Source organism: Thermosynechococcus sp. TG215 (assembly GCF_031583455.1).
In the GTDB taxonomy this organism is placed as follows: Bacteria; Cyanobacteriota; Cyanobacteriia; order Thermosynechococcales; family Thermosynechococcaceae; genus Thermosynechococcus.
This window is the reverse complement of the sequence record NZ_CP134178.1, coordinates 254,925-281,722: the sequence shown is the minus strand read 5'-3', so window position 1 is coordinate 281,722 and position 26,798 is coordinate 254,925. Positions and strand designations below refer to the sequence as shown.

Genomic DNA, 26,798 nt, shown 5'->3' with positions numbered 1-26,798 from the left:
TTATCAGGTTCTTAACTAAATTTAACATATCCCTCCCAAAGGGGGAGTATTAGTTCATCATGCCCTCCAGCAGGCGATCGCGCCGTTGCTGGAGAACTGCTTGCAGCAGAGGATAGCCCCGTAACTCAGGATCCTGGGCGATCAGTTCACTGGCCGCCGATCGCGCCGCCTCTAGGCAATCTTGATCCTCAACAAGGCTAGCGAGGGCAAAGTCCGGTAATCCCGATTGCCGCGTCCCCAAAACCTCCCCCGGACCGCGCAGCCGCAGATCCATCTCTGCAATAAAGAAGCCATCCTGAGACTGCGCCAGCACATTCAGCCGTTGCTTGGCAGCATCATTGCGAGAACTATTGAGCAGCAGACAATAGGACTGTTGGGCACCCCGCCCCACCCGCCCCCGCAGTTGATGGAGTTGGGATAGGCCAAAGCGTTCAGCATGTTCAATGAGCATCACCGTGGCATTGGGGACATCCACCCCCACCTCGACCACCGTGGTAGCCACCAGAATATCCAATTCCCCCTTGGCAAAGGCTTGAATCGTGGCATCCTTGTCACTCGATGCCATGCGACCGTGGAGCAGCCCGACGCGAAAATTGGGAAAAATCTCCGTTTGTAATCGCTCGTGCTCGGCAATGGCGGATTTCAGATCTAGTTTTTCCGATTCCTCAACCAAAGGCAGGACAATATACGCTTGCCGCCCTTGGGCCACTTCACGGCGGATTAAATCATAGGCGCAGGAGCGATCGCCCCGTCCCAAGACGGTTGTTTGAATCGGCTGCCGACCGGGGGGCAATTCATCAATTTGACTCACATCCAAATCCCCATGGAGGGTCAAGGCAAGCGTGCGGGGAATCGGTGTCGCCGTCATAGTCAACACGTGGGGCAGGAGTCCCTTGGCTTGCAGCTTTGCCCGTTGTGCCACCCCAAAGCGGTGCTGTTCATCAATCACCACCAGACCCAACTGCTGAAACGTCACCCCCTCTTGGATCAGAGCATGGGTGCCCACCAGCACCGGCAATTCCCCCGTTGCCAGTTGATCCAGAATCTGGCGGCGCTTGGCTGTACGTATCGATCCTGTGAGCAGTTCCACCGGCACATGGAGGGGGGTGAGCCATTCCAAGAGCTTGCGATAGTGCTGCTCTGCCAGAACCTCTGTGGGTGCCATTAGTGCCCCTTGATAGCCGGACTGCACAGCCGCCAATAGCGCAATCACAGCGACAACGGTTTTGCCGGATCCCACATCCCCTTGGACAAGGCGATTCATGGGAATCGGGCGCTCTAAATCCGCCAAAATTTCCGCCACCACCCGCTGCTGCGCCCCTGTGAGTTGAAAGGGCAGCCCCTGGTAAAACTGCTCAATCAGTTCCCCTTGGGGGTTGAGGGGGGCACTGGCCTGCTGTTGCTGCTGGCGCCGCCGTTGGAGCAATCCCAGTTGCAGGTAGAAAAATTCATCAAAAATCAGCCGCCGCCGTGCCAGACTCAGTTGCGTTTGATCTGGCGGAAAGTGAATGTGACGCAGCGCCGTATCTAGGGGAATCAATTGGTGACGTTGGCGTAGCCCCTGCGGTAGGGGATCAGGATAGCCCTGCACCAAGGGCAGAACGCGATCGACCGCACGGCGAATGACATCGGGAGATACTCCCTCCGTTAAGGGATAGACTGGCACAATACGGCCAATCGTGAGGGAGTCTATTTCTGCCCCAGCATGATCCAGCACTTCCAACTGCGGATCTTCAAGGGTAAGGCCATACTTCGTCAGTTTCACGAGGCCAGAGGCAGCCACAATGGTCTGTGGGGCATAGAGGCGTTTTTGCTGCTCTTGCCACCCCCGTTGGGCATAGCGGGCACCCGCATAGAAGCGACTCAGGCGAATTTGCCCGGTGCGATCTTGAAGAACAATTTCTAAGATCGTCAGCTTGGCATTGCGGGGACTGGTAAAACAGTTGCAACGGCGGACTTTACCCACAAGGGTGACGGTCTCCCCAGCTTGGAGTTGCCGAATCGGGACTTGGCGGGCATAGTCAATGTGATCGCGGGGGAAGTAGTAAATGAGATCCGCAACCGTATAAAGCCCAAGTTTTTCCAGTTTCGCCGCAGTGCGCTCACCAATCCCATTCACTGTTTTGAGCGCTTGATCGAGGGGACGGGGGCGCGGGGGCGGACTCGTGAGTTGTTTGTGGACATCGTGGAGCAGTTGGCGCGTTTTCACCACGAGGTGTTGTCGTTGGCTGGGGGAGAGATCGTTGTAGTGGGCATAGGCTGCCGCCGTTTCCTGCCAGCGATCGCGCACCTGAAGGGGGAGTTGTTGCAGAGGGGCTTGCGTTAACGCTGCGTGTAAATACTCATTAAACCGATAGGTATTGCCCTGAAGGTTGCAAAAACCCCGCTCCGTTTCAATGGCAAGGGCGCGTTGTAGGCGTGGCCAGTCAAGGGACACAGCAGGCCTCCTTCCCTATTGCTCACCATCCATTGCTTCGGGGACACTGGCGGTCGCGTCTGCGGCTTCATTGGCTTTCCACGTTTGCCACCATGCCCGACTGGCCTTGAGAACCAGATATTGCCGCTGTTTTTTATGCAGTTGCTTCTGGAGGGTGGCCAGACGTGCTTCCAGTTGGCGAATTTGACTGCGCTGATTGCCGAGGGGAGGATGCTGAAACTCCAGTTCCTCAAGTTGCAGGTAAATGGCTGCCATGGGGTGATGACTGGAAGATTCCCTTGGGGACTCACTGGTGTCTCGCTCCTCTTCGCCCTCCTCTTGTAGTTTCTGCTCATCTAGCATCATCGTCAACAAATGGGGAATCCGCCCAAGGGGACGATTTTCCGCTTTACTGGCAATCTCTAAAATGACCGCGATTGGGGCAGGCGGTAAGATAGCCGCCCGTTGCAGTAGATGGTTTATCTTGAGCGAACTTTGATAAAGAACTTGGCTCAATTGCTCCGATAGGGAGGAGGGTTCCTGTTCCTTGGTTGCGTTTTCTTCCCCATTCGTCGCCTCTTGCTTTGCAGTTGAGTCTTCTTGGCGACGGGGCTGTAGGCCTAAAATCGTGGTTTCCAAGGCGATCGCCAGTTCAACAATCTGACGCTGAAGATCCTGTCGCTCTGGGTCTTCAAGGGTCAAAAATTTCTCTGGAAAGACTTGAGTGCACACCTGATAACTGACGGTGATCAACTGCTGGCGGGCAATGGGGGCGAGCATTTCTAGATAAACATCATAAAGCTGACGCATTTCCGCCAAGGCGGCCAATAGCATCCCCTGTAACCCTAAAATTTCCCGCTCAACGGCTTCTAAGTTACCCGACATACACGCCTAACTGGCAAAACAGTGCTGCTGCGTTTAAGAAGACTGTTTCTACAATCTATTACAACATCTTGGCGAGGATAGCCTGTTCACCGACTCATGGCAAGATAGTGGGGTTGCAAAGGTGAGACAGAAACGTGGATATTATTCTCTGGCTGCAAGCAGTCATCCTCGGCTTCGTGCAAGGTATTACAGAGTTCTTGCCCATTAGCAGTACCGCTCACTTGATTCTCTTTAGTGACCTCTTGGGGTGGAAAAGTGTCTGGCATAAAACTGCCCTAGATGCGATGCAGTTTGGTAGCGTGATCGCGGTTTTTGGCTATTTCTGGCAGGATATTCGCCAAATTGTCCAAGGGGCTTGGCAGGCATGGCAACAGCGGGATTGGCAGCGGGAAGAATGGAAACTGTTGGTTGGGATCACGGTGGGCACGATTCCCGCACTAGCGGCAGGACTTCTTCTGAAATGGGCCAAAGTTGAGTTGGATCGGCCTCAGATCATTGCCACGATGGCGATCGCCATGGCAATTCTTTTGGGATTCGCAGAAAAATGGGGTTCCCGCAAACGCACCTATCAAGACATTGGCATTTTAGATGGCTTTCTAGTGGGTTGTGGCCAGATGATTGCCCTGCTGCCGGGGGCTTCGCGTTCAGGCTCCACGCTAACGACAGCTTTATTTTTAGGGCTGGAGCGGCAAACAGCGGCGCGCTTTTCTTTTCTGTTGGGCATTCCCACACTGACGATCGCCACCCTTGTCCAAGCCAAAGATGTTTTTGATGAGGGGACGCTGTTTATTCCTCTTGTGATTGCCACACTCTCGAGCATGGTTTTTTCCTATTTGGCGATCGCTTGGCTGCTGCGATTCCTGCAACGCCATTCCACTTGGGTCTTTATCTGGTATCGCATTGGCTTGGGAACTGCATTGTGGGGCGCGATCGCCCTCGGTAGTCTGCGAACCTAAGGAACAACATTTAGCAAAATTTAACCTAACCTGTGGTCGAGATCACAGGGAAACTACGGATGCCTTGCCATACTAGATGTGGAATCGTAAGAATAGGCGATTTCATAGTCGCAGTTGATATCTAGTTCAGGTATCTATTTAAGTTGTTGTTCAATAACCCAAGAAGACCGTAGGATGTGCTCATTGATCTGCTCATTTTGAAGCTGTGGGGGATTTAAGGTACGGTGTGTTCTATGTTCAGCACGACAGCCAATACTGACCTCAAGCATTCCACCCTCTCGCTGTTGCAGGCATACCAAGACAACCCTGCACGCGAATTGCGGAATCGCCTTGTCGAGTTGAACATGGGACTGGTACGCAAGGAAGCCCATCGCTGGGTACAGTGCACCCAAGAAAGCTTTGACGACCTGATGCAAGTGGGCACCCTTGGCCTCATTCACGCCATTGAACGCTTTGATCCCAGTAAGGGCGTGGCCTTTAGTTCCTTTGCCATTCCCTACATTCGCGGTGAAATTCAACATTATTTGCGCGACAAAAGTCCACAAATTCGCGTCCCCCGCCGTTGGCAAGCCCTCCAAAGCCAAGGAAAGCGGGTGATTCAAGAACTCCGCCAACAACTGCATCGCCCCCCCACCGATAACGAAATTGCCCAAGCGCTCGATGTTCCCCTTGAAGAATGGCAAGCGGCAAAATTTGCCAACTACCACACCACCCCGGTCAGCCTAGATGCCCCCACCTTTGAGGGTGAGGAAGATGCCGTTTCCCTCGGTGACATCGTGCCCGATCAACGGTACCAAAGTTTTCAACTCGCCCAAGAAGATCGCATTCGTTTGCAGCAGTGTCTGCAAAAACTAGAAGCCCGCACCTGTCAGATTCTGGAATTTGTCTTTTTGCACGATTTGAGTCAAAAAGAAACTGCTGAACTCTTGGGTCTAAGTGCGGTCACAGTTTCTCGCCAGATTAAAAAAGGCCTGCAAGCCCTACAACGGATGATGAGTCACGACGACGCTGAATCCTGAAAACGCATAAAATATATTTATGGTTAATTTTGCTGCCCCCCTAGCGGCTTTAGCGGCACATCGTTGGTTCAAACTCATTAACGGTGCCAGTTTCCAAGATGTTGCCCAAATTTATAACTTGACGTTGGCCTATGCACTGGCAGGGGCTGATTGTATTGATGTGGCCGCCGACCCTGCCGTGATTTACGCGGCTAATGACGCTTTGACGGTTGCGGCAAGCCTTGGGGCCACTCGCCCCCTGCTGATGGTGAGTATTAATGATGGGGCTGACCCGCATTTTCGTAAGGCCACGTTTGATCCGAGTCGCTGTCCGCCCGCCTGCGATCGCCCCTGTGAACGCATTTGTCCTGCTGCCGCCATTCGCTTTGATGAACAGGTGCAGGGGGTGGTGCGCGATCGCTGTTATGGTTGTGGCCGCTGTTTACCCCTGTGCCCCTTGGGTTTGATTCGCACCGATGAGCAACCCGCAGTCTTTGAGCAGCTCACGCCCCTGATTCAGGCGGGCACGATCCAAGCCCTCGAAATTCATACTCAACCCCAACGCTACAGCGCCTTTCACGAGCTTTGGCAGCGAGTGCGGCCTTGGGTGCGCTATTTACAGGTGCTAGCCATCAGTTGTCCCCAAGGCGAGGGAGTAATTGACTATTTGCGCTGGATCAATGGGCAGATTCAACCGTTGCAGTGTGCCCTCATTTGGCAGGCGGATGGTCGTCCCATGAGTGGCGATATTGGCGATGGTGCAACACGAGCCACCATTCAATTGGGTCAAGCCATTTTAGGGGCAAATTTACCCGGATTTGTGCAGTTGGCGGGCGGCACAAATGGCCATACGGTTGCTAAACTCAGGGCAATGGGATTGCTAGATCCACAGGGAATTGCTGGTGTTGCCTATGGTAGTTATGCTCGCAAACGCCTTGCCCCTTTCCACGCGATCGCCGACCAACCCTGGCAAACTGTTCCTGCCGTCCTTGCAGCGGCTGTTGCTGAAGCAGCTACCCTTGTGTCTCCTTTGAAATCTGTCCCGTCACCCTCTGTACCCTATGGTTGAATTGACTGCTGGACAACGCCAAGTCACTGACGATCTCGATCAATTATTGGCGATCCTACCGCCGCCCCTTGGACAGTCCCTCACCGATCATCCACAGCGGGAAGAACTCTTAGAAATCGTTCTCGATTTGGGGCGATTGCCGGAAGCACGGTTTATCCACAGCACCCAATACCTTGCCGAGACGCCCGTCAGCCGTGAGATGTTGCAATATGCCGTGGATCGGGTGGGTGAGTTTAGTGGTGACAATCGCGCTGGCATTGAGCGTACGCTGCACCGCATTAGTGCCCTGCGCAATCGCCAAGGAACGATTATTGGCTTGACCTGCCGGGTGGGGCGAGCCGTCTTTGGCACGATTGGTATGATTCGCGACTTGGTGGAAAGTGGCCAGTCTATTTTGCTTTTAGGTCGCCCCGGTGTTGGTAAAACAACGGCACTACGGGAAATTGCCCGCGTCTTGGCCGATGAGTTGCACAAACGGGTAGTGATTATTGACACCTCTAATGAAATTGCGGGCGACGGTGATATTCCCCATCCAGCGATTGGCAAGGCACGACGAATGCAGGTGGCTCGCCCGGAACTTCAGCATCAGGTGATGATTGAGGCGGTGGAAAACCACATGCCCCAAGTGATTGTCATTGATGAGATTGGCACCGAACTAGAGGCACTAGCAGCACGCACCATTGCGGAGCGAGGCGTACAACTGATTGGTACTGCCCACGGCAACCAAATTGAGAACCTGATGAAAAACCCGACCCTCGCGGATTTGGTGGGGGGCATTCAATCGGTCACCCTTGGGGATGAAGAAGCGCGGCGGCGGGGCACCCAAAAGAGTGTTCTTGAACGCAAAGCTCCACCCACTTTTCAAATAGCCGTGGAAATGCTGGAGCGCGATCGCTGGGTTGTGCATCTCGATGTGGCCGCCAGTGTGGATCTCCTACTGCGGGGTCGCCAACCCTCACCTGAAATTCGCAGTGTTGCTGCCGATGGCTCAGTGGTGATTAGTCGTCCTGAGCCTCCTTCCCAGCGATCGGAGGTCAAATCTGTGCCTCAGCGTCCCTCTTGGCGTGAGAGTGGCCAGATGCTACCCGTCGTCGATGCCAACAAAGAACCTCTGCGAGCCAACTTTGCCCAACTGCTCGAAGCCACATTGGATGCCCCCACGGTTGGGCCGAATGGCGAAGAACTCCCCCTCCACGTCTTTCCCTATGCCGTCAGCCGCCATCATTTAGAGCAAGCCATTCGCACTCTCAACCTACCCATTATTGTCACTAAGGATATTGATCAAGCGGATGTGATTTTGACGCTCCGCTCCCATCTCAAGGGGGAAAGCAAGCTGCGGCACCTTGCCCATATTCACCATCTCCCCGTCCATGCCATTAAGACAAATAGTATGGCGCAAATTGTGCGGGGGTTACGGCATTTGCTTGGCATTGAAGACCCCAGTCCAGCCGAGTCAGCAGATCTTTCCCTCTTTAGTCCAACGGGCAGTGATGACGAATTGGAAGCCCTTGAGGAGGCGCGCTTAGCTGTGGAAGAAATTGTTATTCCCAAGGGGCAAGCAGTGGAGCTACTCCCGCGATCGGCCAACATTCGGCGAATGCAACACGAGTTGATTGAGCACTACCAGTTGACCTCCTGTAGCTTTGGTGAAGAGCCGAATCGGCGGCTGCGGATTTACCCGAATCTATCACGCTAATCAGGGATTGACCAGTGCCTGCAAAAAGGCACCTCTGCGCCCAATGGGCAAAACATCCTGCACAGCGCCAAGGGCGATGGCCTGCTTGGGGATGCCAAAAATGACACGGGTGGCCTCATCTTGGGCGCAGTAAGTATAGTTTGGGCATGAATGCAGGTTCCTGTTTGTCAGCGGCTGAGGTTTAGAAATTGTGCGAGTAGTGGATCATTCATGGGTTCTATTCCCTAGGCTATGATCGTATAGAAAATACCTGAGCTTGGCGGCAATCCTCAATCAAGTCAATAATCAATTCAATGACACAAGCATACACCCCTGAAGATGTTTGGCGGTTATTGGGGGAGTTACTGGAAGCCCAAAAGGAAACAGAACGTCGATTTCAGGAGACTGAGCGGCGTTTTCAAGAAACTGACCGACGTTTCCAAGAGACTGAGCGTTTACTACGGGAAGAAGCACGGCAGCTCAACCAACAGATTGGTAAATTGGGCAACCGCCTTGGGGAATTTGTGGAATGGCAAGTACGTCCAGCCGTGCTGCGCTTATTTCAGAGTCGGGGGATTGCTGTCTCCCAACTCTACAGCGATGTGATCCTCCAAGATGGGAATGAGAGCCTAGAGATTGATTTGTTGGTCGTTAACACCGATGAAGCCGTTCTCGTTGAGGTGAAAACCAAGCTCAGCCAAAGTGATGTCGATGAACACCTAGAGCGGATTGCCAAATTTCGCCGTTTGGCTCATCAGTATCGGGGTACAAAACTCTTGGGAGCCGTGGCGGGGATGATTGTGCCGCCTGAGGTGGCTCGCTATGCCTATCGGCAGGGTCTATTTGTGTTGGCACAGTCGGGGGATGGCGTGGCAATTCTCAACGACCCGCAGTTTCAGCCCCGCGCGTGGTAAAGCACAGTGGCAGTGCCCTTGCGCAGTTTATGATGGAAATTCTCTGAGCGCCTCCTAGGCTATGATGAGAGGGTTAGCTGTAGCCTAGAAAACCCGACCAAGATCATGACACAAGCCCATACCCCTGAGGATGTTTGGCGGTTATTGGGAGAGCTGCTGGAAGCTCAAAAGGAAACAGAACGCCGATTTCAAGAAACTGAGCGGCGTTTTCAAGAGACTGAACGGTTACTGCGAGAAGAAGCTCGCCAACTTAACCAACAAATTGGCAAACTGGGTAACCGTCTTGGGGAATTTGTGGAATGGCAGGTACGTCCAGCCGTGCTGCGCTTATTTCAGAGTCGGGGGATTGCTGTCTCTCAACTCTACAGCGATGTGATTCTCCAAGATGGGAACGAGAGCCTAGAGATTGATTTGTTGGTCGTTAACACCGATGAAGCCGTTCTCGTTGAGGTGAAAACCAAGCTCAGCCAAAGTGATGTGGATGAACACCTAGAGCGGATTGCCAAATTTCGCCGTTTGGCTCATCAGTATCGGGGTACAAAACTCTTGGGAGCCGTGGCGGGGATGATTGTGCCGCCTGAGGTGGCTCGCTATGCCTATCGGCAGGGTCTATTTGTGTTGGCACAGTCGGGAGATGGCGTGGCAATTCTCAACGACCCGCAGTTTCAGCCCCGCGCGTGGTAAAGCAAGGGAATTCTCCTCTGAGGTGTGGGAGCGATCGCCCCCTAGGGTATGATTGTAGGGTTAAACTCTGTGAATCGCAGGCAACACCTGACTTCAATAGGGCTTGCTGAGCGAGTCTTCCAGAGCCATTGAAAACGATTGGAATTACACATTTTAGGATGACCACCCCTTTACTCCTACGTGCTGCCCGTGGTGAAAGCGTTGAGCGTCCCCCCATTTGGTTGATGCGGCAAGCTGGACGCTACATGAAGGTCTATCGTGACCTGCGCGATCGCTATCCCTCGTTTCGTGAGCGATCGGAAATCCCTGAACTGGCTATTGAAATTTCACTCCAACCCTTTCGTGCCTTTGCCCCAGACGGTGTGATTCTCTTTTCGGATATTCTCACGCCCTTGCCGGGGATTGGTATTCCCTTTGACATTGTCGAGAGTAAAGGGCCGATCATTGATCCACCCATCCGTACCCTTGAGCAGGTGCAACAACTCCATCCCTTGGAACCGGAAGTGGCCTGTCCTTTTATTCGTCCAATTCTCTCGACCCTACGCCAAGAGGTGGGCGATCGCGCCACGGTGCTGGGGTTTGCCGGTGCCCCTTGGACACTTGCCGCCTATGCCATTGAGGGCAAAAGCTCCAAGGACTACATTGAAATCAAAACCATGGCCTACCGTGAGCCAGAGTTGCTCCACAAGTTCTTAAACCATTTGGCCACTGCCATTGCCGACTACCTGTGCTATCAAATTGACTGTGGTGCCCAAGTGGTGCAACTGTTTGATTCGTGGGCGGGTCAACTCAGCCGTCAGGACTACGATACCTTTGCCTTCCCCTACCAAAAGCAGGTGGTTCAGCAGGTCAAAGCCGTCTATCCCGATGTGCCAATCATCCTCTATATCAATGGCAGTGCCGCAGTGGTCGATCGCATGGCAGCAACTGGGGCAGATATTGTCAGCCTTGACTGGACTGTGGACATCGGCACGATTCGCCAGCAGTTTCCTGCCAGTGTCGGTCTGCAGGGGAATTTAGACCCCGTCACGCTCTTTGCCCCCCAGCCAGTGCTCAAGGAACGAGCGCTAGCCATTATCGAAGCGGGTCGCAAGGGCAAATATATCTTTAACCTTGGCCATGGCGTTCTCCAAGGAACCCCTGAGGAGAATGTGGGTTTTCTCTTTGATCTGGTGAAGTCCCTCGGCTAATGCGCATCTTAATGACGGGTGCCAGTGGTTGCATTGGCCAGTACATCGCTGAGGCGCTGATCCAAGAGACGGATCATGAACTCTTTTTGCTGGTGCGGCATCCAGCACGGTTGCAGATTGATCCTCACCAAAGAGCCGGGGTGAACGTGATTCAGGCGGATCTCATGGATTTGACCCCCTTGGAACCGCTACTGCCCACCCTCGATCTTGCGATCCTAACGGCAACCGCTTGGGGAGGGAACAATGTCTTTGCCATCAACTACGAGCAAACCTGCCATCTCCTCAAGCAACTGGATCCGCAACGCTGCCAGCGGGTCTTTTATTTTTCAACGGCAAGTATCCTCAATCATCAAATGGAACCGCTGCCGGAAGCAGGCACCTTGGGAACGGATTATATTCGCTCCAAGTATGAGTGTCTCCATGCCATTGAGCAGTTACCCGTGGGCGATCGCGTGATTGAACTGTTTCCCACGATGGTCTTTGGTGGTGGCGCCGATGGCAAGCGACCCTCGTTTATCACCGAAGGCATGCGCGAAGTGCTCAAGTGGCTGTGGTTGGCTCGCTTTTTCCGTGCTGATGCCAGTTTTCACTTTGTCCATGCCCGCGATATTGCCCAAGTGGTTCTCTACCTGTTGCAGCATCCTGAGTATCCCGTACCGCGTCGGGTGGCTCTGGGTAACCCGCCAATTACTGTCAATGAGATGTTGGCGCAGTTGTGCGCTGCGGCAAAGCTGCCCATCTATTTGCAAGTCCCCTTGACGCTGCCAGTGATCAACTTCTTTGTGCGGGTATTTCGAGTGCAAATGTCGCCGTGGGATTATTTTTGCTTGAACTATCGTAACTTCACCTATGACACCGTGCTTAATCCTCAAACCTTGGGGCTAACTCCCTACTGTGCAACCGTTGAGGATTTGCTACGCTGTAGCTTGGGCACGGCAGACCTCTAAACTTAACCATTGCGGAATCTTTGATGGCAGGGATTTGGTTACTGAAGTCGGAGCCAAGCGTTTTTTCTTGGCAGGATTTGCAGGCAGCCCCACAACAAACCACCTGTTGGGAAGGGGTACGCAACTACCAAGCTCGCAATTTTATCCGCGATCACATGCAGGTGGGCGATCGCGTGCTCTTTTACCACAGTAATGCCAACCCACCAGCCATCATGGGCATTGCCGAAGTCGTCAAGGCCGCCTATCCCGACCACTTTGCTTGGGATCCGGACAGTCGCTACTTTGACCCCAAAAGTACGCCTGACAATCCCCGCTGGTTCATGGTGGATATTCAGTATCGCCGCGATTTTTCACCGCCAATTACACTTCCAGAACTGCGGCAAACGCCCGGCCTAGAGGGGATGCTGCTGTTGCAAAAGGGCTGCCGTCTCTCGGTACAACCGGTCACCGAACAGGAGTGGCAGATTATTCTCGGTTTGCGATCGCCCTAGGGTTGGCGAGGCAGACGGCGCAAATAGGGTAAATTTTTCAGGTGGCGATCGCTAGAGTATTGAAAGCCAAAATCCGCATATTCGGCGGTATTCACCAGTCGCCGAAAGGCCGATAAGCCAATCCGCCGCTTGCCATCGAGGGTACTCACCTTGGAGTTGGGGTTATCTGGGTTGCCGCCCAAGAGTTGAAAGGCCTCTTCAGGAGTCAGCCACTCCTTACTGGGATCACCGGTGGGAATTTTTTCCTCGAGGTGTTTGAGCTTGGTGACGAGGCTTTCCCAGAGATTGCGGCGGGGCTTTTGCTGCTGCGAACGAGCGGTCAGCGATCGCCACAAGCGTTGCAGTTGTCCTCCTAGATACTGGAAAAAACGCTTGATCAGCCGCCTGATTTGACTGAGAAGGAGAGACAATCCCGTGGGGGGCGGTGGCGGCGATCGCTCAATAACCACCGTACTCCAACCGCAGGCACTACACACTTGGCGGCCAGAGGACAAGGGCTTTCCTAAACGAGCACCACAGCGAGGGCAAGTTTCCAGCATTCGTTGCACTTTACGACTGATGAATCAAATTTTAGCGGAATTGCAGCGGCTACCGAGGACGGCGATAGAAGGGGCGAGGAACCACCACGGCTGGGACTTGGCGATCGCGCACTTGTACCGCCAGTTCCCGACCGATGTGGGCAAACTCTGGAAAGACATAGCCAAGGGCGATCGCCTTCCCCAAGGTGGGAGATAGGGTGCCACTGGTAACCTCCCCCACAGCCTGTGCCCCCGCATAGATAGGATAGCCGTGGCGAGCAATGCCTTTGCCCACCAGTTCTAACCCCACCAATTGCCGCTCAATCCCCTGCTGCTTTTGGGCTAAGAGGGCCGCACGACCCACAAAATCGGGCTTTTGCCAATCAATCAGCCAATCGAGACCCGCCTCTAGGGGGGTGGTTTGCTCATCCATGTCTTGGCCGTAAAGGAGCATGGCCGCCTCCAAGCGCAGGGTATCCCGCGCCCCCAAGCCACAGGGAGTCACACCCGCCGCCAGCAGGGTTTGCCACAACTGTTGCCCCAATTCTGGTGCCACAAGAATTTCCCAACCGTCTTCGCCCGTGTAGCCCGTACGCGCAATCCAAGCGGGCTGTTCCAGCAGGTTCACTTGAGCATGGCGATAGGCCTTGAGGTCATCTAGGGGGCGATCGCACAGGGGAGCTAAGGTCGCTGTCGCGGCAGGACCTTGAAGGGCAATCAGTACCTGTGTCGCTGACTCATCAATGAACTCAATACTGGCGGGTAAATAGGTCTGCAACCATGCCCAGTCCTTGGCAGTGGTGGCTGCATTGACAATACAACGCACTTGACCCTCGCCTATGTAGAGAATGACATCATCGACAATGCCTCCGGCCTCATTCAGGAGAACGGTGTATTTCGCTTGGCCGGGCTGGAGACGACTGAGATTGGTGGGTACCCGTTCTTGGAGTGCCGCGATCGCCTCAGAGCCGCGCAGCAGAAACTTGCCCATGTGGGAAATATCAAACATCCCCACCCGCTGCCGCACCGCTTGGTGTTCCTGCAAAATGCTGCTGTACTGCAAGGGCATCTCCCACTCGCCAAAGGGGGTAAACCGTGCCCCTTGATGCAGGGAATAGAGGGGCGTACGACGCAACGCTTCAGCCATAGAGATTATCCAGTTGTTGTTGTAGTTGGGTGGGGGTCAGTGCCGGTTCGCGGCAGCGCAAGCCTTCACAGACAAGGGCGACTGGCTCGAGGTCATCGCGAACTTTGAGGACAGCCGTTGGCAAGTAGCGCTCCCAGAGGGTTGTAACCTGATCAGGCCGCGCTTGCACACAGACAGGACGCAGATACCACTGCAACGCCGCCAAAAGGCTCGGACAACTCTGGGGAGACTCCTTCATCAATGGGCTAAAGAAACGCAATCCCTTTTCTGCCTGTTCGAGGTAGGCGGGATTCTCTGTGAGCAAAAAGAGTTGCACCAAGTTGGCGATCGCCACCCCATTCGCAGAAGGTGTAGCATTATCGAGACCTTCCCGCTGGCGCACAATCAAATCGGCGCGCTCCGGTGCATTGTAGTAGCCCCCCTCCGTTGCCGCCAATTCCTGATCAAAGAGGGTTTGATACTGCGTGGCCAATTCCAACCACGGCTGAGCCGCCTCCCCCACCGCTAAACTGGCTTGATGCAGGGCAAGCAGGGCTTGGATCCAGTAGGCATAATCCTCGGCCTGCGCCACTTCGGCCACGGTGCCGCCATAGTTGAGGCGGTAGAGTTTGCCTTCTTGATATTGATGCTCGTGGAGCCATTGTGCCGCTTTAGCCGCTCGCTGCCAGTAGGTGCGCTCTCTCCAGACTTGGGCTGCCGTTGCTAAGCCAGTGATCATCAGGCTATTCCAAGCCAAAATCATTTTTGTATCAGTGACCGGCGGAATCCGTCCCGGCCAAGCCTGTCCCTTTGCGGTTGCATTATCCGTGGCCACGGGAAAGGGTTGATCCATGGGCGTATCGGCACCATAGCGGCGAGCAAAGAGTTTACGCAGAATCGGTGCTAGCACCTCAGGATTCGCCGGCGGGCGCACTTGCTTGAGCACAATCTTGCCCTCGAAGTTGCCCCTGGGAGAGATGTCAAAGTGGGCTTGCAGTTGTGCCAATTCCGTTGGGGTTAGGGTCTGCTCTAGCTCTGCATATTGCCAGCAATAAAAGGCGCCCTCCTCGGGTTCAGGATCATTGGCACTGATAAAGCTATCGGCATCCTGTGCTGCATAGAAGTAGCCCTCAGGGGCCGTCATTTCGCGATCAAGCCATTGAATCGTTTGGGCAATTGCAGCGGGAATCTGGGGGGCGCGATCGCCCTGCTGCCACAGCCGCGCTAGATAGGTCACAATTTGGCCATTGTCGTAGAGCATTTTTTCAAAGTGGGGCACTGTCCATTGGGGATCCACGGTGTAGCGATGCCAACCACCGCCCACATGGTCATAGATCCCCCCCCGCAAGAGGTTGTGTCCCCGCAACTGACACAGCTGCAACAGTTCTGGGGGATCGGGACTGAACGCCAGCCCCTGTAGGAGCATTTGGGCATAGGGCATCATGGGGAAGCAGGTGCCTTGGGGGCGATCGCGCAAAATCGGCGTCACTTGGCGAATCCCTGCCCTTAGGAGTTCTTCAGTGAGGGGGACGGCTTCTCCGATCTCAGCGGGGGGAGCGAGATATTGCCAGAGCGTGGCCTGTTGGGCAGCGAGCTTGTCCTTTTCTTGGTCATAGAAGCGACGCACCGCCTGCAACACCTGCAAAAACCCCGGACGGCCATAGCGCGGTTGCACGGGAAAATAGGTACCGCCATAAAAGGGACGGCGATCCTGCGGCGTCAGGAATACATTGAGCGGCCAGCCTCCTTGACCCGTCATCAGTTGCAGCGCCTGCATGTAAATACTGTCCAGATCGGGTCGCTCCTCGCGATCCACCTTAATGGGCAGGAAATGGGCATTGAGATAGGCGGCAATCTCCAGATCCGAAAAGGCTTCCCCCTCCATGACAGTGCACCAGTGGCAACTGGAGTAACCAATCGAGAGAAAAATCACCCGATCCTCTGCCGCTGCTTTGGCAAGGGCTTCATCACACCACGGCCACCAGTCAATGGGGTTTTCGGCATGCTTGCGCAGATAGAGACTTTGGCACTGGCTAAGGCGATTCGGCATGGCAGCGCACCATTTCAACACTAATTTGACCCGTAAAATTGGGCACGGGGGGGGCAAGTTTGGTTACACGCACAGCAGCTCGCTGCACTTGGGGGGGCGCTAGGCACAGTTTCATAATTGCTGCTGCTAGGGTCTCAATTAAGTGAAAGCGTTGCTGCTGCATTAACTGCTCGATGGCTTGCAGGAGGGGACGGTAGTCAAGGGTGTCCTCGAGGCGATCGCTGGCCGCCGCTTGTGCCATATCCAACCAGAGCTTAATATCAATCTCAAACCACTGGCCGAGAATTTGTTCCTCTGGTAGGGCGCCCGTATAGCCGTAGTAGCGAATTCCCGAGAGGTGGAGACAGTCAGTTGATGATTCGCTCAAGGGGATCGATCCATGACAACACAGGAAAAAATTCTGCTGGGCTTACTGATTTTTGTGCCCCTTGCTCTCCTTAACTTTATCGTCAAAATGCCGCCAATGGTGAGCTTTATCCTCAGTGGTCTCGCCATTGTGCCCCTTGCGGCTGGGATTGCCAATTCCACAGAGGCGATCGCCGAAGTCATTGGCCCTGCCCTTGGCGGACTCTTGAATGCCACCTTTGGCAATGTCACTGAGATGATTATCGCCATTGTCGCCCTGCGTCAGGGTCTGGCAGAGGTGGTAAAAGCCAGTCTCAGCGGTGCCATTATTGCCAATTTGCTTTTGGGATTGGGTCTGGCCATTGTTGTTGGGGGCATCCGATTTCCAGAGCAGCAGTTCTCAGCACCTGTGGCACGCATTAATGCCTCTGCCCTCACCCTATCGGTGATTGTGCTGATGACCCCGACCGCGATTCAGGCGGCGGCGCCCAGTGTGCCGCTTCACTTGATTGATCACTTCTCCTATGCGTCGGCGATTTTGCTGCTGATTTTTTACGGTCTGATGTTGCTCTTTTCCATGAAAACCCATCGTCACCTCTACCTGATGGATGAGACGATCGCTGGTCAGGAACCCTCCCCCACTGTCAATCTCAAGGTGCCCGTTGCCATTCTGCTGGTGGGTACGATTTTGCTAGTCTTTGTTTCCGACATCCTCGTGGATAGTTTGCAGGACAGCATTAGTGAAATCGGGTTGACCCAATTGTTTACAGGCGTGTTTCTCATTCCCATTTTCAGCAGTGTGGTTGAGTTCATCACCTGTATCAAGTTTGCCCTCAATAATCGTATGGAAGGGGCAGTGGCGGTGGCGATTGGGTCTAGCCTGCAGATTATTCTTTTTGTGGCGCCGGTGCTTGTGCTGGTGGGCTGGCTCTTGGGACAACGGGAGATGAACCTGAGCTTTAACCTCTTTGAGCTGCTGGCAGTTGTGGCTGCTGTCGCGATCACTAACTCCATTAGTAGTGATGGGCGCAGCAATTGGCTAGAGGGCGTCCTGCTGATAATGACTTACCTCGTGCTAGCGATCGCCTTCTTTATTCACCCATAAAAAATGCGGATGGCGAGACTCGAACTCGCAAGGCAAAGCCACACGCCCCTCAAACGTGCGCGTATACCAATTCCGCCACATCCGCGTAGCTTTATGATTATAGCGCAGATGGCTGAATTTCTGAAAGTGGTGATCTGGCCTCTCGATGGCAGAAAATTAAAGTGCCCTTCTCTAAAATCGCTGTCTCGCTGATCTTGGGAGAACTGCCATGAATGCAGCTGCCTACTTGATTGGTACCGTTGCCCACAGTAGTGGCCTGCCCGTCAAGACCATTCGCTATTACGAGGAATTGGGGCTGTTGCGAACAGTTGGCAGAACCAGTGGGGGCTATCGCCTCTTTGCTGAGGATGTCTTTGCTCGCCTAAGTTTTATCAAACGTGCCCAGTCCCTTGGCCTCACCCTGAGCGACATCAAAGCCTTGCTTGAGGTATACGATCGCGGTGAGATTCCCTGTGATCACATCAAGGAAAAGTTAGAGGAAAAATTGGCGGCCATTGAGGCACAAATTCAGCAGTTGCAGATTCTTAAACAGGAATTGCAAGGCCTCCTATCTGGCTGGCGATCGCCCGCGCAACTCCAAAAGGGCAGGATCTGTCCCATTCTCCAGCCAGTGGTGTGCTCCTAACTACTCGTTCATATTCTTGTAGGTGGCCACTGCCGAAGGGGAAATCTGGTTGAGATAGCGGAAAATCCAATACTTAAATACCGTATCGAGCATCACCGGAAAGGTGGCAATAAACATGTTGATAAAGTCCTCATTGCGCGGAAAGCCAAAGTGCTCGAGGGTATTGTTCACCAACACTTCCCAGCCGTGGGGGGAGTGGTATCCGACAAAGACATCCGTAAATAGGATAATGATAAAGGCTTTGGCACTGTCACTGAGGCCATAAACCACTTCATCCAAAAAGACCTTGACAATGGCCAGTTGCCGCTGACCTGTGAAAACCAGCACCAGAAAGACGGTAAACCCCAAGGCATCGGAAAGGATGTTTTTCAGGGGTTCAATCAGTTCCTTTTGGTATTCCGTGGATAGCTCGATCGCCTTCTCGCGGATGCGGTCTTGAATTTCCTCTGCAGAAACAGGAACATTGCTCACCAGACTTTCAAAGCGAATTTTATTTTCAAAGCGAGCCAGTTCATCGAGAATGTTGTCCTCCAGTTGGGAGTTAATGATGCGTTCAATTTGCCCCACCGCCTTAAAGTGGTTGACGAGGGGGCTGACAATGAGTGCCTTGGAAATTTGCTGGGTCAACAGGGGCAAAATCACCAGCAAGAGCATAAAACGAACCGCCAGACGGGTGCGCAGCTTTGAGGTGCGAAAATCACGAACGACTTCAGCTTCGGTGGTTTCATCAGAATTGAGTTCACGGCGAAAGCGATCGGCGGTGCGCAAAATCGAGCGCGGAATAAAGCTGCTGCTGTCCAGCTTGGAATCATCGGTGAGATCATCACTGATATATTCCGAGAGATAAAGGGAATCATCCTCAATTTTGTCGAGGGCAGCCGCCTGCTGGCGTTGTTGGGGATCTTGGCGACTGAGGCTGGGACGGGCAAGGGCATTGAGTTCCTTTTCACGCTGCCGTTTATAGCGGTTGAGGGTGGCATCAATCACCCGCAGCTTTTCATAAACGCTGGGTTCCTCGGTCGTGCTACTGACGGTAGCCGTCACCGTATAGGTTGCCGTTGCACCATTGACACTATCGTTGACAGGAGTGGGGGGGCTTTGGGGGGGAGCAAGGGGCAAAATTTGACGGCTGGCGCGAAACTCCATCATCCGCATACGAATGGTTTTTAGCAGTTGTTTTAGCTCTGTCTCGAAGTAGCTAGAGACTTCTCCCACGGGTAGATTGAGGGGACTAATGGGTTGACCGTCAAAGTGTTCCAGTTCGATGGCGCGAATTTTCAGAGCGGCTTCATAGGCTTCCTGTAGGGCGCGGTTCGGAGTTGTGCGATACCACTGCTCTGCACGCTTGATCCAGTCTCTGAGGCGAATAAAGGGGTTGCTGGACATTGCTATTGTTCTCTTACCGCAGCAGCAATAAATCGATAGGATAGATAGAATCGTAGCAAATTGGCTTTGCGGGCTTTGTTGGCGGTGTTGCAGTGGATCAGTGGCGGTAGTCGCAGTGGCAAGACCTGTGCACTGGTAAGGGAATTTGCCCAGTGGGTCGGGCAGGACAAGTCCGTGATTCCCCGTGAGCGATCGCTCCTCTTTTTGACGGATAGCGTAGAAGGCCGCCAAGTCATCCAACGGGAAATTGAGTCACAGTTGGGCAGTGGCTACAGACCTTATATCACCACGCCAGTGGGCTTCATGCAGGATGAGGTGGAACTTTTTTGGCCGCTTCTGGTGCAGACGAAGGCCGTCGATCCGCATCCCCCTTTGCGTCTGAAACCAGAAACGGAGTTGGTATGGGCACAGCGGTTGTGGCAGCCTTGGCTTGCCAACCAGACGTTTGCTGTCCTCAGTGAAAATCGCGATCGCGCCACTCGCCATCTGCTTGATATTTTTCAATTGGCTGCCTTTGCCCGCCTCAGCCTCGATGATCTACCCCAACTCATTTGGGATCATCAGCTTGAGATGCCTTCAGAAACCGTGGGGGCGATCGTCACTGCCCTGAAACAGTGGCAAAGTTGGTGTACTGCCCACAGCCTTCTCACCTACGGCATTACCACGGATTTATTTGGCCGAGTTCTCCTTGACCATCCTCGATACCAAGCCTCCTTGGGGCAACGGTTTCAGTGTCTTTTGGCTGACAACACCCACAACTATCCAGCGGTGATGGCGGATTTGATCGCCCGCTTCAACCAACAGGGGATCAAAATTGTCCTGACTCACCAACCCATTGGCGCTGTCCGTCTCGGTCTGGGAGCTGATCCCGATGCGTTTCTCAGCCTGAAAAACCAAGCCACCGTCATTGAGCAACCCTGCCCTGCCGAAACGATTTTTGGCAACACCCCTCTCCAAACTGAGATTCAAGAACGCCTCACTACGCCCCAAGCTACGCTGCCCGAAAACATCGCGGCTATTCAGACCACTTCGCGGATGCAACTGTTGCAGGAAGTGGTTGCAACGATCGCCACCGCCATTCATCAAGGGATGGTGCAACCAAACGAGATCGCCATCCTTGCCCCCGGTTTAGATAGCGTTGCCCGCCATGTCTTTAGCACTGAGTTAAAAAAACGCGACATTCCCTTGGTGATCTGGAATGAGCAGCGCCCTCTGATTCAATCCCCCTTTGTGCGTGCCCTTTTGACGCTGTTGCTGTTTGTTTATCCGCGAACGGGAATGATCCCAGAGGCAACGGCGGTTGCGGAGATGTTAACGGTTTTGCTGCCGCGAGCGATTGATCCTGTGCGGGCAGGCCTGCTCTCTTGCTATTGTTTTCAGCCGGGTCTGGAGAAAGCCGAACTGCTGAGTACAACCCAGTACAGCCATTGGGATCGCTTTGGTCATCGTGCCACGGACGCCTATGAGAACTTGCGTCATTGGCTGAGCACACTAGATCCTAGCCAAATGCCTGTGTATCTCCTAGAGGCGGCGATTCAACGCTATCTCTGGCCACACAACCTGACAGCCAGTGAATTGGCTCCCCTGCGATCGCTCCTTGAGGGCACAGCCGCCTACTGGCAAATTTATGATCACCTCCCAGAACACCAAGCTACGCCAACGGCTGAGCGACTACGGGAATGGATCGCCCTACTGCGGCGGGGAATTGTAACCGCTGATCCCGCTCCACCCCTGCGGCAGCCCCAAGGGGTCTTACTGGCAACCACATTTCAATATCGCAGTGCCCAACTGGCTCATCGCTGGCATTTTTGGTTAGATGTCGGCAGTCCGCGTTGGCAGGATGGCGGCTTGCAATGCCTTTGGCAGGCGCCGATCTTTTTGCGGCAGGGAACGGCGAGTCCCAGTGCACGGGTGTGGCAATTGGAGTCAGAACGTCTGGAGCATTTACTGGTGGATCTATGTTCACGGGTGAGCGATCGCCTATTCCTTTGCCACAGTGACTTGGCTGCCAATGGCAGTGAGCAAGAAGGCCCCCTGAGTCCTTGGGTGGATCTGGCGGTGGGCGATCGCCTCCAAGCTGTTACCGATGGCACTATGATAAATAACGCGATTTGCTCGTCCTCCTAGGGAGAAACACTGCTTGTCACCGCACTTTTCACTCACTACCCCCCTGTACTACGTCAATGCCCTTCCCCACATTGGCAGTGCCTACACAACCATTGCTGCCGATGTGCTTGCTCGCTTCTATCGTTTGCAGGGCTATCAGGTGCGGTTCATTACCGGTACCGATGAGCATGGCCAAAAAATTGAGCGCACCGCCCAACAGCGGGGTCTCAGTCCCCAAGCCCACTGCGATGAGATTGCCGCTGGTTTTCAAGCCCTGTGGCAACAATTGAATATCCACTACGATCGCTTTAGCCGCACCACCAGTCCTCGCCACCACGCCATTGTCAACGAGTTTTTTCAGCGGGTATGGGACAACGGCGACATTTACCTCGGTCAGCAGCAGGGTTGGTACTGTGTCGAGTGCGAAGAATTCAAGGAGGAACGCGAACTGCTTGAGGGTCGGCGCTGCCCGATCCACGTGAATCGGACGGTGGAATGGCGAGATGAGCGCAACTATTTTTTCCGCCTCTCGAAGTATCAGCCGGCGCTCTTGGACTACTACGCTGAACATCCTGACTTTGTCCAGCCCCCTAGCCGTCGCAATGAGGTGCTGAGTTTTATTGAGCGGGGGCTGCAGGACTTTTCCATTTCGCGGGTGAATCTGGCGTGGGGGTTTCCCGTGCCCACGGATCCAGATCAGACCCTCTATGTCTGGTTTGATGCCCTCTTGGGCTATGTCACTGCCCTCTTGGAACCAGAAGATGAGCCAACCTTAGCCAATGCCCTCAAAACTTGGTGGCCGATTGATCTGCACATTATTGGCAAGGATATTCTTCGCTTCCATGCCATTTCTTGGCCGGCAATGTTAATGTCGGCGGGTTTGCCACTGCCAGAGCAGATCTTTGTCCATGGCTTTCTCACCAAGGATGGTCAAAAAATGGGCAAAAGTCTGGGGAATACCCTTGATCCCTTTGCCTTGGTGGCGCAATACGGTGCCGATGCCGTGCGTTACTACTTCATGAAAGAGGTGGAGTTTGGCCGCGATGGTGACTTTAGCGAGACCCGCTTTGTCAATATCCTCAATGCGGATCTGGCCAATGATCTGGGCAATTTGCTCAATCGCACGCTGAAAATGGCTTGGAAATATACCGATGGGAAAGTACCCAATGTCCAAGGGTCAGCGATTCCGCGCGAGCATCCCCTGCGGCAACTGGCGGAGCACCTCTGCCAAACCTATGGCCAAGGGTATCGGCAACTGGCCTTCCATGAGGTGTGTCAACAGGCACTGACGCTGGCACGGGCGGGGAATAAGTTCCTTGATGAAGAGGCACCGTGGCAACGCTATAAGGCTGGGGAAACGCAAGCGGTGGCGGAGATTCTCTACTGTGTATTGGAGTCAGTGCGCCTTGTGGCCTATGTCCTTGCCCCGATTATCCCCCAACTGAGTGAGGCTATCTATGGGCAGTTGGGCTATAGTATTAAATTTAACGGATCAGTTGACCCCGACCTTTTGGGCGATCGCCAAGCCCAGTGGGGTGTTTTACCTGCGTCACAACCTCTGGCCAATCCAGAGCCGATTTTCCAAAAACTGTCGCTGCCTGCAACTGTCGCCGATTCCCCTTGACGCGCGATACGCTAGAGGTATGACTTCATATTTCGATAACACACTTTTTTTGAGATGATTTCTACATGGTTACATCTTCGTCTTCAGCTATTTACACGCCAGAACAGGTGTTACAAAATCGCGGGCGCGTTGCCATTTTTATTGATGGCTCCAACCTCTTCTATGCAGCACTGCAACTGGGCATTGAAATTGACTATTCAAAACTCCTCTGCTACTTGACCCAAGGTTCCCGTCTCTTTCGCTCCTTCTTCTATACAGGGGTTGACCCCACCAATGAAAAACAGCAGGGGTTTTTGCTGTGGATGCGCCGCAATGGCTACCGTGTCGTCTCCAAGGAACTGGTGCAGCTGCCGGATGGCTCGAAAAAGGCCAACCTTGATGTAGAAATTGCCGTCGATATGATGGCACTGGTGGGCTGCTATGATACGGCCATCTTGGTTAGCGGCGATGGGGATTTGGCCTATGCGGTGGATGCTGTGAGTTATCGGGGGGCACGGGTCGAGGTGGTGAGCTTGCGATCGATGACGAGCGATAGCCTGATTAACGTTGCCGATCGCTACATTGATCTCGAAAGCATCCGCGAAGAAATCCAAAAAGCACCCCGCCCAACCTATACCTATCGCCCCGTCACGGGTAGCCTGACGCCGCCCCCCATTGTGACTCCCCATTGGGAGCAGAATACCGCCGAAGGGAAAGATGAAGCTGCGGCCAATAAGTCACCTGAGACCCTAGAGAACCTAGACAACAATGCCTCTGCCTAGACCCCTCCTCCCCCTTTGCCTTGTACTGGCCTTGACAGGCTGCGGCTGGGTGGATCAATGGGTGGGCGAGGAACCCTCACCAGAACCAGAAATCAGGGGGGATGTCAAGCTGCAAAATCTGACCCTACGGCAAACCAATGCCAAAGGTGAACTTCTCTGGTTATTACAAGCGGCGGGAGCGCGCTATCGCGATGACGATCGCCAGCAATTGGAGATTCAAAACCTCACGGGGGAATTAAAGGCAGAGGGCAAAACTGCTTACAAGGTGCAAGCTAAGGCAGTCAATGTGCGGCAGCGGGATGGGCAACTCTGGATTGCAGGCCGCACCACCGTCACTGATCTCCAGCAAAAGGGGACGATTGTGGCCGATCAATTGGTCTGGCAGGGCGATCGCGGCGTTCTCATTGCCCAGAAAAACTTGCAAGCCCGCTATCCCCAAGTCACTGTTACTGCTAAGCGCCTCGAAGCCGATAGCCAACGCCAAGAACTGCGTGCCCTCAATGCCGTTCAGGTGACCTCGTCAGCCAAGGAGGCCAAGGATTTGCAACTCAGTACGGAGAGTCTAGTGTGGCAGCAGCAACCCAATCGACTGTTGGCAGGGGTGATTGGTCAAGGGGGGGTCACCGTCCGCGGTGTGGCGGGCGATCGCCAAGGGCAGCGGCTGCAAGCCCAAAGGGCCATCTGGTCGATTAGCGATCAGGTAGTTACCCTTGAGGGGGGTGTTCAAGTGCAGCTTCCCAACCCTGCCCTACGGGTTGAAGGAGAAACGGTACGCTGGTTGATTCCGCAGCAGCAATTGGTGAGCGATCGCCCGGTGCGGGTGCAGTCCTCCACTCAAGGCATTCAAGGGCAGGCCAATCGTGGTGTCTTCCTGATGGCTGAAAACCGCGCCATCTTTGACAATGCCCAGATCAATAGCCAACCTCAACAGGCACAACTGCGTGCCCAACGCCTCAATTGGTGGATTCCCCAAGAGCGGGTGGAAGCCAGCGGTCAAGTGGAAATTCAGCGCCCCAATGCCCACCTGCGCACGGCTCAACTGATTTGGCGGATTCCTCAACAGGAAGTGGAAGCCCAAGGGGGCGTCTTTTACCGCCAGCGCAATCCCCGCATTCAAATTCAGGGACAGCGGGCAAAGGGGTGGCTCGATCGCCAAGAGGTGATTGTCAGTGGCAATGTCCAAAGTGAAGTACCGCTGCAACTACGCCTCCCCTAAACCGATGGTAGAGATAGCAACAATCTTTGCCCTATGAGTGCTGCACCATTGCAAATTCTTGACTTGGGGGGTGAGATTCTCCTTTTTCAGCGTTTGATTCCGGCTCACCAGTGTCAGCAGGTGATTGCTACGGCTGAGAAGGTGGGGTTTGAGGATGCACAAATTCTCATGGGGACGGTCGATCGCTCAGTGCGCGGCGGCAGTTTGCTCCGCTTTGATCCCCAAGATCCCCAACAGGCGACAATGCGGCAGATTCTGCTTCAAGCCACACAAACGATTCAGATTGTTCTCTACCAGCACTATGGCATTCGCTTTCCTGAAATTGAGAACTTCTCGATCCTGCGCTATCGCGTGGGCGAGGGCTATCGCCGCCATGTGGACAACCTGCTGCTGGCCAGTCGGCAAATGGAACTGGCGCAAGGTATCCCAACACGGGATGTGAGTTTAGTGGGCTATCTCAACGAGGACTTTCAGGGGGGAGAAACCTATTTCGATCGCCAAGGGGTGAAGGTCACACCCCGCACCGGTGATGTCGTTGTCTTTCCCGCCTACTACACCCATCCCCATACGGCTTTGCCCGTGGTGCAGGGGACTAAATATGCCTTTGCCACTTGGCTATTCTATTGATGGATGATCATGAACCCTTGAGGCAATAACTCAGCAACAACCATGACTGAACCTCTGCGCTTCAAAACCTCGCCCCTGATTTCTGGAACGCTCATTGCCCTCTATGGCGCACTCACACTTCCTCTCCCCTTTTTGGCGGCACAGACGGCGGCGCCTGTTTCACCCCTGCTGCTTTGGGGGGCGATCGCCTGTGGGGGCATTTTGCTCTGGGGGGCACTGAGTCAGCGGGTAGAACTGGACGCGCAAGGGATTTGCCTCACCTATCCCGGTTGGGTGCCCCCCTTCCTGCAGCGGCAGTGGCAACTGTCTTGGTCAGAGATTCAAGGGCTTCAGCCCCGCAGTACCAGCCAAGGGGGCTTGGTCTATTATCTAGTCACTGCCACAGGTCAGGGGTATCTTCTGCCGATGCGAGTGGCGGGATTTGCCCAAATGATGCGTGCCATTGAAGCTCATACGGGATTGCCCACAGAGGTGATTAAGCCCCTTGCTCAGCCTTGGATGTACGGTATTTTGGCCGTCTTTACGCTGCTATTGGGAGCGGTTGATCTGTGGATTTTGACCACTGTGGGATAATAGGGGCGTGTTGAAGTGCTGAGCGATGACCATGAGTGCAAATTGGTTTGTGGCATATCTGCGTCGAGGAGTGGTGTGTTTGCTCCTGAGTGTCCTGTGCTGGTCAAGTATCGCCCCGCTGCCGGCGATCGCCGCTATTCAAGTGCGGCTCTTTGACCTCAGTTACCACGAATGCCCGCCAGAAATTGGTGAAGGTTCAGTCACACCCGGGGGCACGACCCTCAAGGCCAACTGCTACCTGATTACTGGCAAAGCAGAGAATAAATCCGGCAAAACAGTGGTGGATGCCGATGTCTTTGGCCGCATCTACGATGCCAATGGCAATCCAGTGTTGCAAAACCGCACACGGGTTGGGGCAATTGATGTGATTCCACCCGGCATTAGCGATTTTGAAATTCGCATTAGCGTGCCCTACGACCAACCAACACCTTTGCAGTTGGAGCAATTTAAGGCCTCTGGCTTTACAGCAAAAGTGCGCGGCTAAGCCAGCCAATCTCTGCGCAAACTCGCA

The 26,798-nt window shown here is 54.1% G+C and carries 25 protein-coding genes and 1 tRNA gene; 18 read left to right on the top strand and 8 right to left on the bottom strand.

Annotation, left to right across the window (positions count from 1 at the left end):
• Positions 1–49: 49 nt before the first annotated feature.
• The gene (recG, locus tag RHJ02_RS01270; RefSeq protein WP_310743263.1) at positions 50–2,437 is read right to left on the bottom strand and encodes an ATP-dependent DNA helicase RecG; all 2,388 of its coding nucleotides are present in this window, start codon (positions 2,435–2,437) and stop codon (positions 50–52) included.
• Positions 2,438–2,452: 15 nt separating this feature from the next.
• Positions 2,453–3,301, bottom strand: a complete 849-nt coding sequence (locus RHJ02_RS01265; protein ID WP_310800373.1) for a hypothetical protein — start codon at positions 3,299–3,301, stop codon at positions 2,453–2,455.
• Positions 3,302–3,435: 134 nt separating this feature from the next.
• Between RHJ02_RS01265 and RHJ02_RS01260 the strand changes: the two genes are divergently transcribed.
• From RHJ02_RS01260 to RHJ02_RS01220, 9 genes are all read left to right on the top strand, one after another.
• Positions 3,436–4,257, top strand: a complete 822-nt coding sequence (locus tag RHJ02_RS01260) for an undecaprenyl-diphosphate phosphatase (protein ID WP_206200726.1) — start codon at positions 3,436–3,438, stop codon at positions 4,255–4,257.
• Between the two features lie 233 nt (positions 4,258–4,490).
• Positions 4,491–5,276, top strand: a complete 786-nt coding sequence (locus tag RHJ02_RS01255; protein WP_206200725.1) for an RNA polymerase sigma factor SigF — start codon at positions 4,491–4,493, stop codon at positions 5,274–5,276.
• Between the two features lie 19 nt (positions 5,277–5,295).
• Positions 5,296–6,324, top strand: coding sequence for a circadian clock protein LdpA (ldpA, locus tag RHJ02_RS01250; RefSeq protein WP_310743262.1), 1,029 nt, complete (start codon positions 5,296–5,298; stop codon positions 6,322–6,324).
• A complete protein-coding gene (locus RHJ02_RS01245; RefSeq protein WP_206200723.1) occupies positions 6,317–8,020 on the top strand; it encodes a R3H domain-containing nucleic acid-binding protein in 1,704 nt (567 codons plus the stop codon). Before ldpA ends, RHJ02_RS01245 begins: the two co-directional genes overlap by 8 nt.
• Before the next feature lie 293 nt (positions 8,021–8,313).
• Entirely contained in the window at positions 8,314–8,913 is a 600-nt protein-coding gene (locus tag RHJ02_RS01240) for a hypothetical protein (protein ID WP_206200722.1), read from the top strand.
• A 105-nt stretch (positions 8,914–9,018) separates the two neighbouring features.
• Positions 9,019–9,597 (top strand): hypothetical protein, encoded by a 579-nt coding sequence (locus RHJ02_RS01235; protein ID WP_206200721.1) that lies wholly within the window; start codon positions 9,019–9,021, stop codon positions 9,595–9,597.
• 158 nt (positions 9,598–9,755) lie between these two features.
• A complete protein-coding gene (gene hemE / locus RHJ02_RS01230; protein WP_206200720.1) occupies positions 9,756–10,787 on the top strand; it encodes a uroporphyrinogen decarboxylase in 1,032 nt (343 codons plus the stop codon).
• Positions 10,787–11,734 (top strand): NAD(P)-dependent oxidoreductase, encoded by a 948-nt coding sequence (locus RHJ02_RS01225; RefSeq protein WP_206200719.1) that lies wholly within the window; start codon positions 10,787–10,789, stop codon positions 11,732–11,734. The genes hemE and RHJ02_RS01225 overlap by 1 nt, the downstream gene beginning before the upstream one ends.
• Before the next feature lie 23 nt (positions 11,735–11,757).
• A complete protein-coding gene (locus tag RHJ02_RS01220) occupies positions 11,758–12,225 on the top strand; it encodes an EVE domain-containing protein (RefSeq protein WP_302677061.1) in 468 nt (155 codons plus the stop codon).
• On the opposite strand, the gene RHJ02_RS01215 is transcribed toward RHJ02_RS01220, so the two are convergent.
• Genes RHJ02_RS01215 through folB form a run of 4 tightly spaced genes read right to left on the bottom strand, consistent with a single transcriptional unit; the run spans position 12,222 to position 16,286 of the window.
• Complete coding sequence (locus RHJ02_RS01215; protein ID WP_310743261.1) at positions 12,222–12,764, bottom strand: hypothetical protein; 543 nt, start codon at positions 12,762–12,764, stop codon at positions 12,222–12,224. The two genes, RHJ02_RS01220 and RHJ02_RS01215, sit on opposite strands and share 4 nt — an antisense overlap.
• Positions 12,765–12,813: 49 nt before the next feature.
• A complete protein-coding gene (gcvT, locus tag RHJ02_RS01210) occupies positions 12,814–13,890 on the bottom strand; it encodes a glycine cleavage system aminomethyltransferase GcvT (protein ID WP_304941101.1) in 1,077 nt (358 codons plus the stop codon).
• The gene (locus RHJ02_RS01205) at positions 13,883–15,919 is read right to left on the bottom strand and encodes a thioredoxin domain-containing protein (protein ID WP_310800372.1); all 2,037 of its coding nucleotides are present in this window, start codon (positions 15,917–15,919) and stop codon (positions 13,883–13,885) included. The genes gcvT and RHJ02_RS01205 overlap by 8 nt, the downstream gene beginning before the upstream one ends.
• A complete protein-coding gene (gene folB, locus RHJ02_RS01200) occupies positions 15,903–16,286 on the bottom strand; it encodes a dihydroneopterin aldolase (RefSeq protein WP_255521478.1) in 384 nt (127 codons plus the stop codon). Before folB ends, RHJ02_RS01205 begins: the two co-directional genes overlap by 17 nt.
• Positions 16,287–16,298: 12 nt before the next feature.
• On the opposite strand from folB, the gene cax reads away from it, so the two are divergent.
• The gene (cax, locus tag RHJ02_RS01195; RefSeq protein WP_206200715.1) at positions 16,299–17,369 is read left to right on the top strand and encodes a calcium/proton exchanger; all 1,071 of its coding nucleotides are present in this window, start codon (positions 16,299–16,301) and stop codon (positions 17,367–17,369) included.
• A gap of 4 nt (positions 17,370–17,373) precedes the next feature.
• Here the strand turns inward: cax and RHJ02_RS01190 are convergent.
• A tRNA-Leu gene (locus RHJ02_RS01190) sits at positions 17,374–17,454 on the bottom strand.
• 123 nt (positions 17,455–17,577) lie between these two features.
• Here RHJ02_RS01190 and RHJ02_RS01185 point away from each other — a divergent pair.
• Positions 17,578–17,994: a heavy metal-responsive transcriptional regulator gene (locus RHJ02_RS01185; protein ID WP_149821266.1), complete on the top strand. Its 417-nt coding sequence runs from the start codon at positions 17,578–17,580 to the stop codon at positions 17,992–17,994.
• Here RHJ02_RS01185 and pxcA read toward each other — a convergent pair whose 3' ends face one another.
• The gene (gene pxcA, locus RHJ02_RS01180) at positions 17,995–19,380 is read right to left on the bottom strand and encodes a proton extrusion protein PcxA (RefSeq protein WP_206200714.1); all 1,386 of its coding nucleotides are present in this window, start codon (positions 19,378–19,380) and stop codon (positions 17,995–17,997) included.
• A 60-nt stretch (positions 19,381–19,440) separates the two neighbouring features.
• On the opposite strand from pxcA, the gene RHJ02_RS01175 reads away from it, so the two are divergent.
• The 7 genes from RHJ02_RS01175 to RHJ02_RS01145 all read left to right on the top strand — a co-directional run bounded on the left by RHJ02_RS01175 (position 19,441) and on the right by RHJ02_RS01145 (position 26,771).
• Entirely contained in the window at positions 19,441–21,507 is a 2,067-nt protein-coding gene (locus tag RHJ02_RS01175; RefSeq protein WP_310743258.1) for a hypothetical protein, read from the top strand.
• 13 nt (positions 21,508–21,520) lie between these two features.
• Positions 21,521–23,110: a methionine--tRNA ligase gene (gene metG, locus RHJ02_RS01170; protein ID WP_206200712.1), complete on the top strand. Its 1,590-nt coding sequence runs from the start codon at positions 21,521–21,523 to the stop codon at positions 23,108–23,110.
• 65 nt (positions 23,111–23,175) lie between these two features.
• Positions 23,176–23,871: an NYN domain-containing protein gene (locus RHJ02_RS01165; protein ID WP_310743257.1), complete on the top strand. Its 696-nt coding sequence runs from the start codon at positions 23,176–23,178 to the stop codon at positions 23,869–23,871.
• Positions 23,858–25,087: an LPS export ABC transporter periplasmic protein LptC gene (gene lptC / locus RHJ02_RS01160; protein WP_310800371.1), complete on the top strand. Its 1,230-nt coding sequence runs from the start codon at positions 23,858–23,860 to the stop codon at positions 25,085–25,087. The genes RHJ02_RS01165 and lptC overlap by 14 nt, the downstream gene beginning before the upstream one ends.
• 33 nt (positions 25,088–25,120) lie before the next feature.
• Positions 25,121–25,714: a 2OG-Fe(II) oxygenase gene (locus tag RHJ02_RS01155; protein ID WP_206200709.1), complete on the top strand. Its 594-nt coding sequence runs from the start codon at positions 25,121–25,123 to the stop codon at positions 25,712–25,714.
• A gap of 42 nt (positions 25,715–25,756) precedes the next feature.
• Complete coding sequence (locus RHJ02_RS01150) at positions 25,757–26,287, top strand: hypothetical protein (RefSeq protein ID WP_206200708.1); 531 nt, start codon at positions 25,757–25,759, stop codon at positions 26,285–26,287.
• A gap of 25 nt (positions 26,288–26,312) precedes the next feature.
• Positions 26,313–26,771 (top strand): hypothetical protein, encoded by a 459-nt coding sequence (locus tag RHJ02_RS01145; RefSeq protein ID WP_206200707.1) that lies wholly within the window; start codon positions 26,313–26,315, stop codon positions 26,769–26,771.
• Positions 26,772–26,798 lie beyond the last annotated feature (27 nt).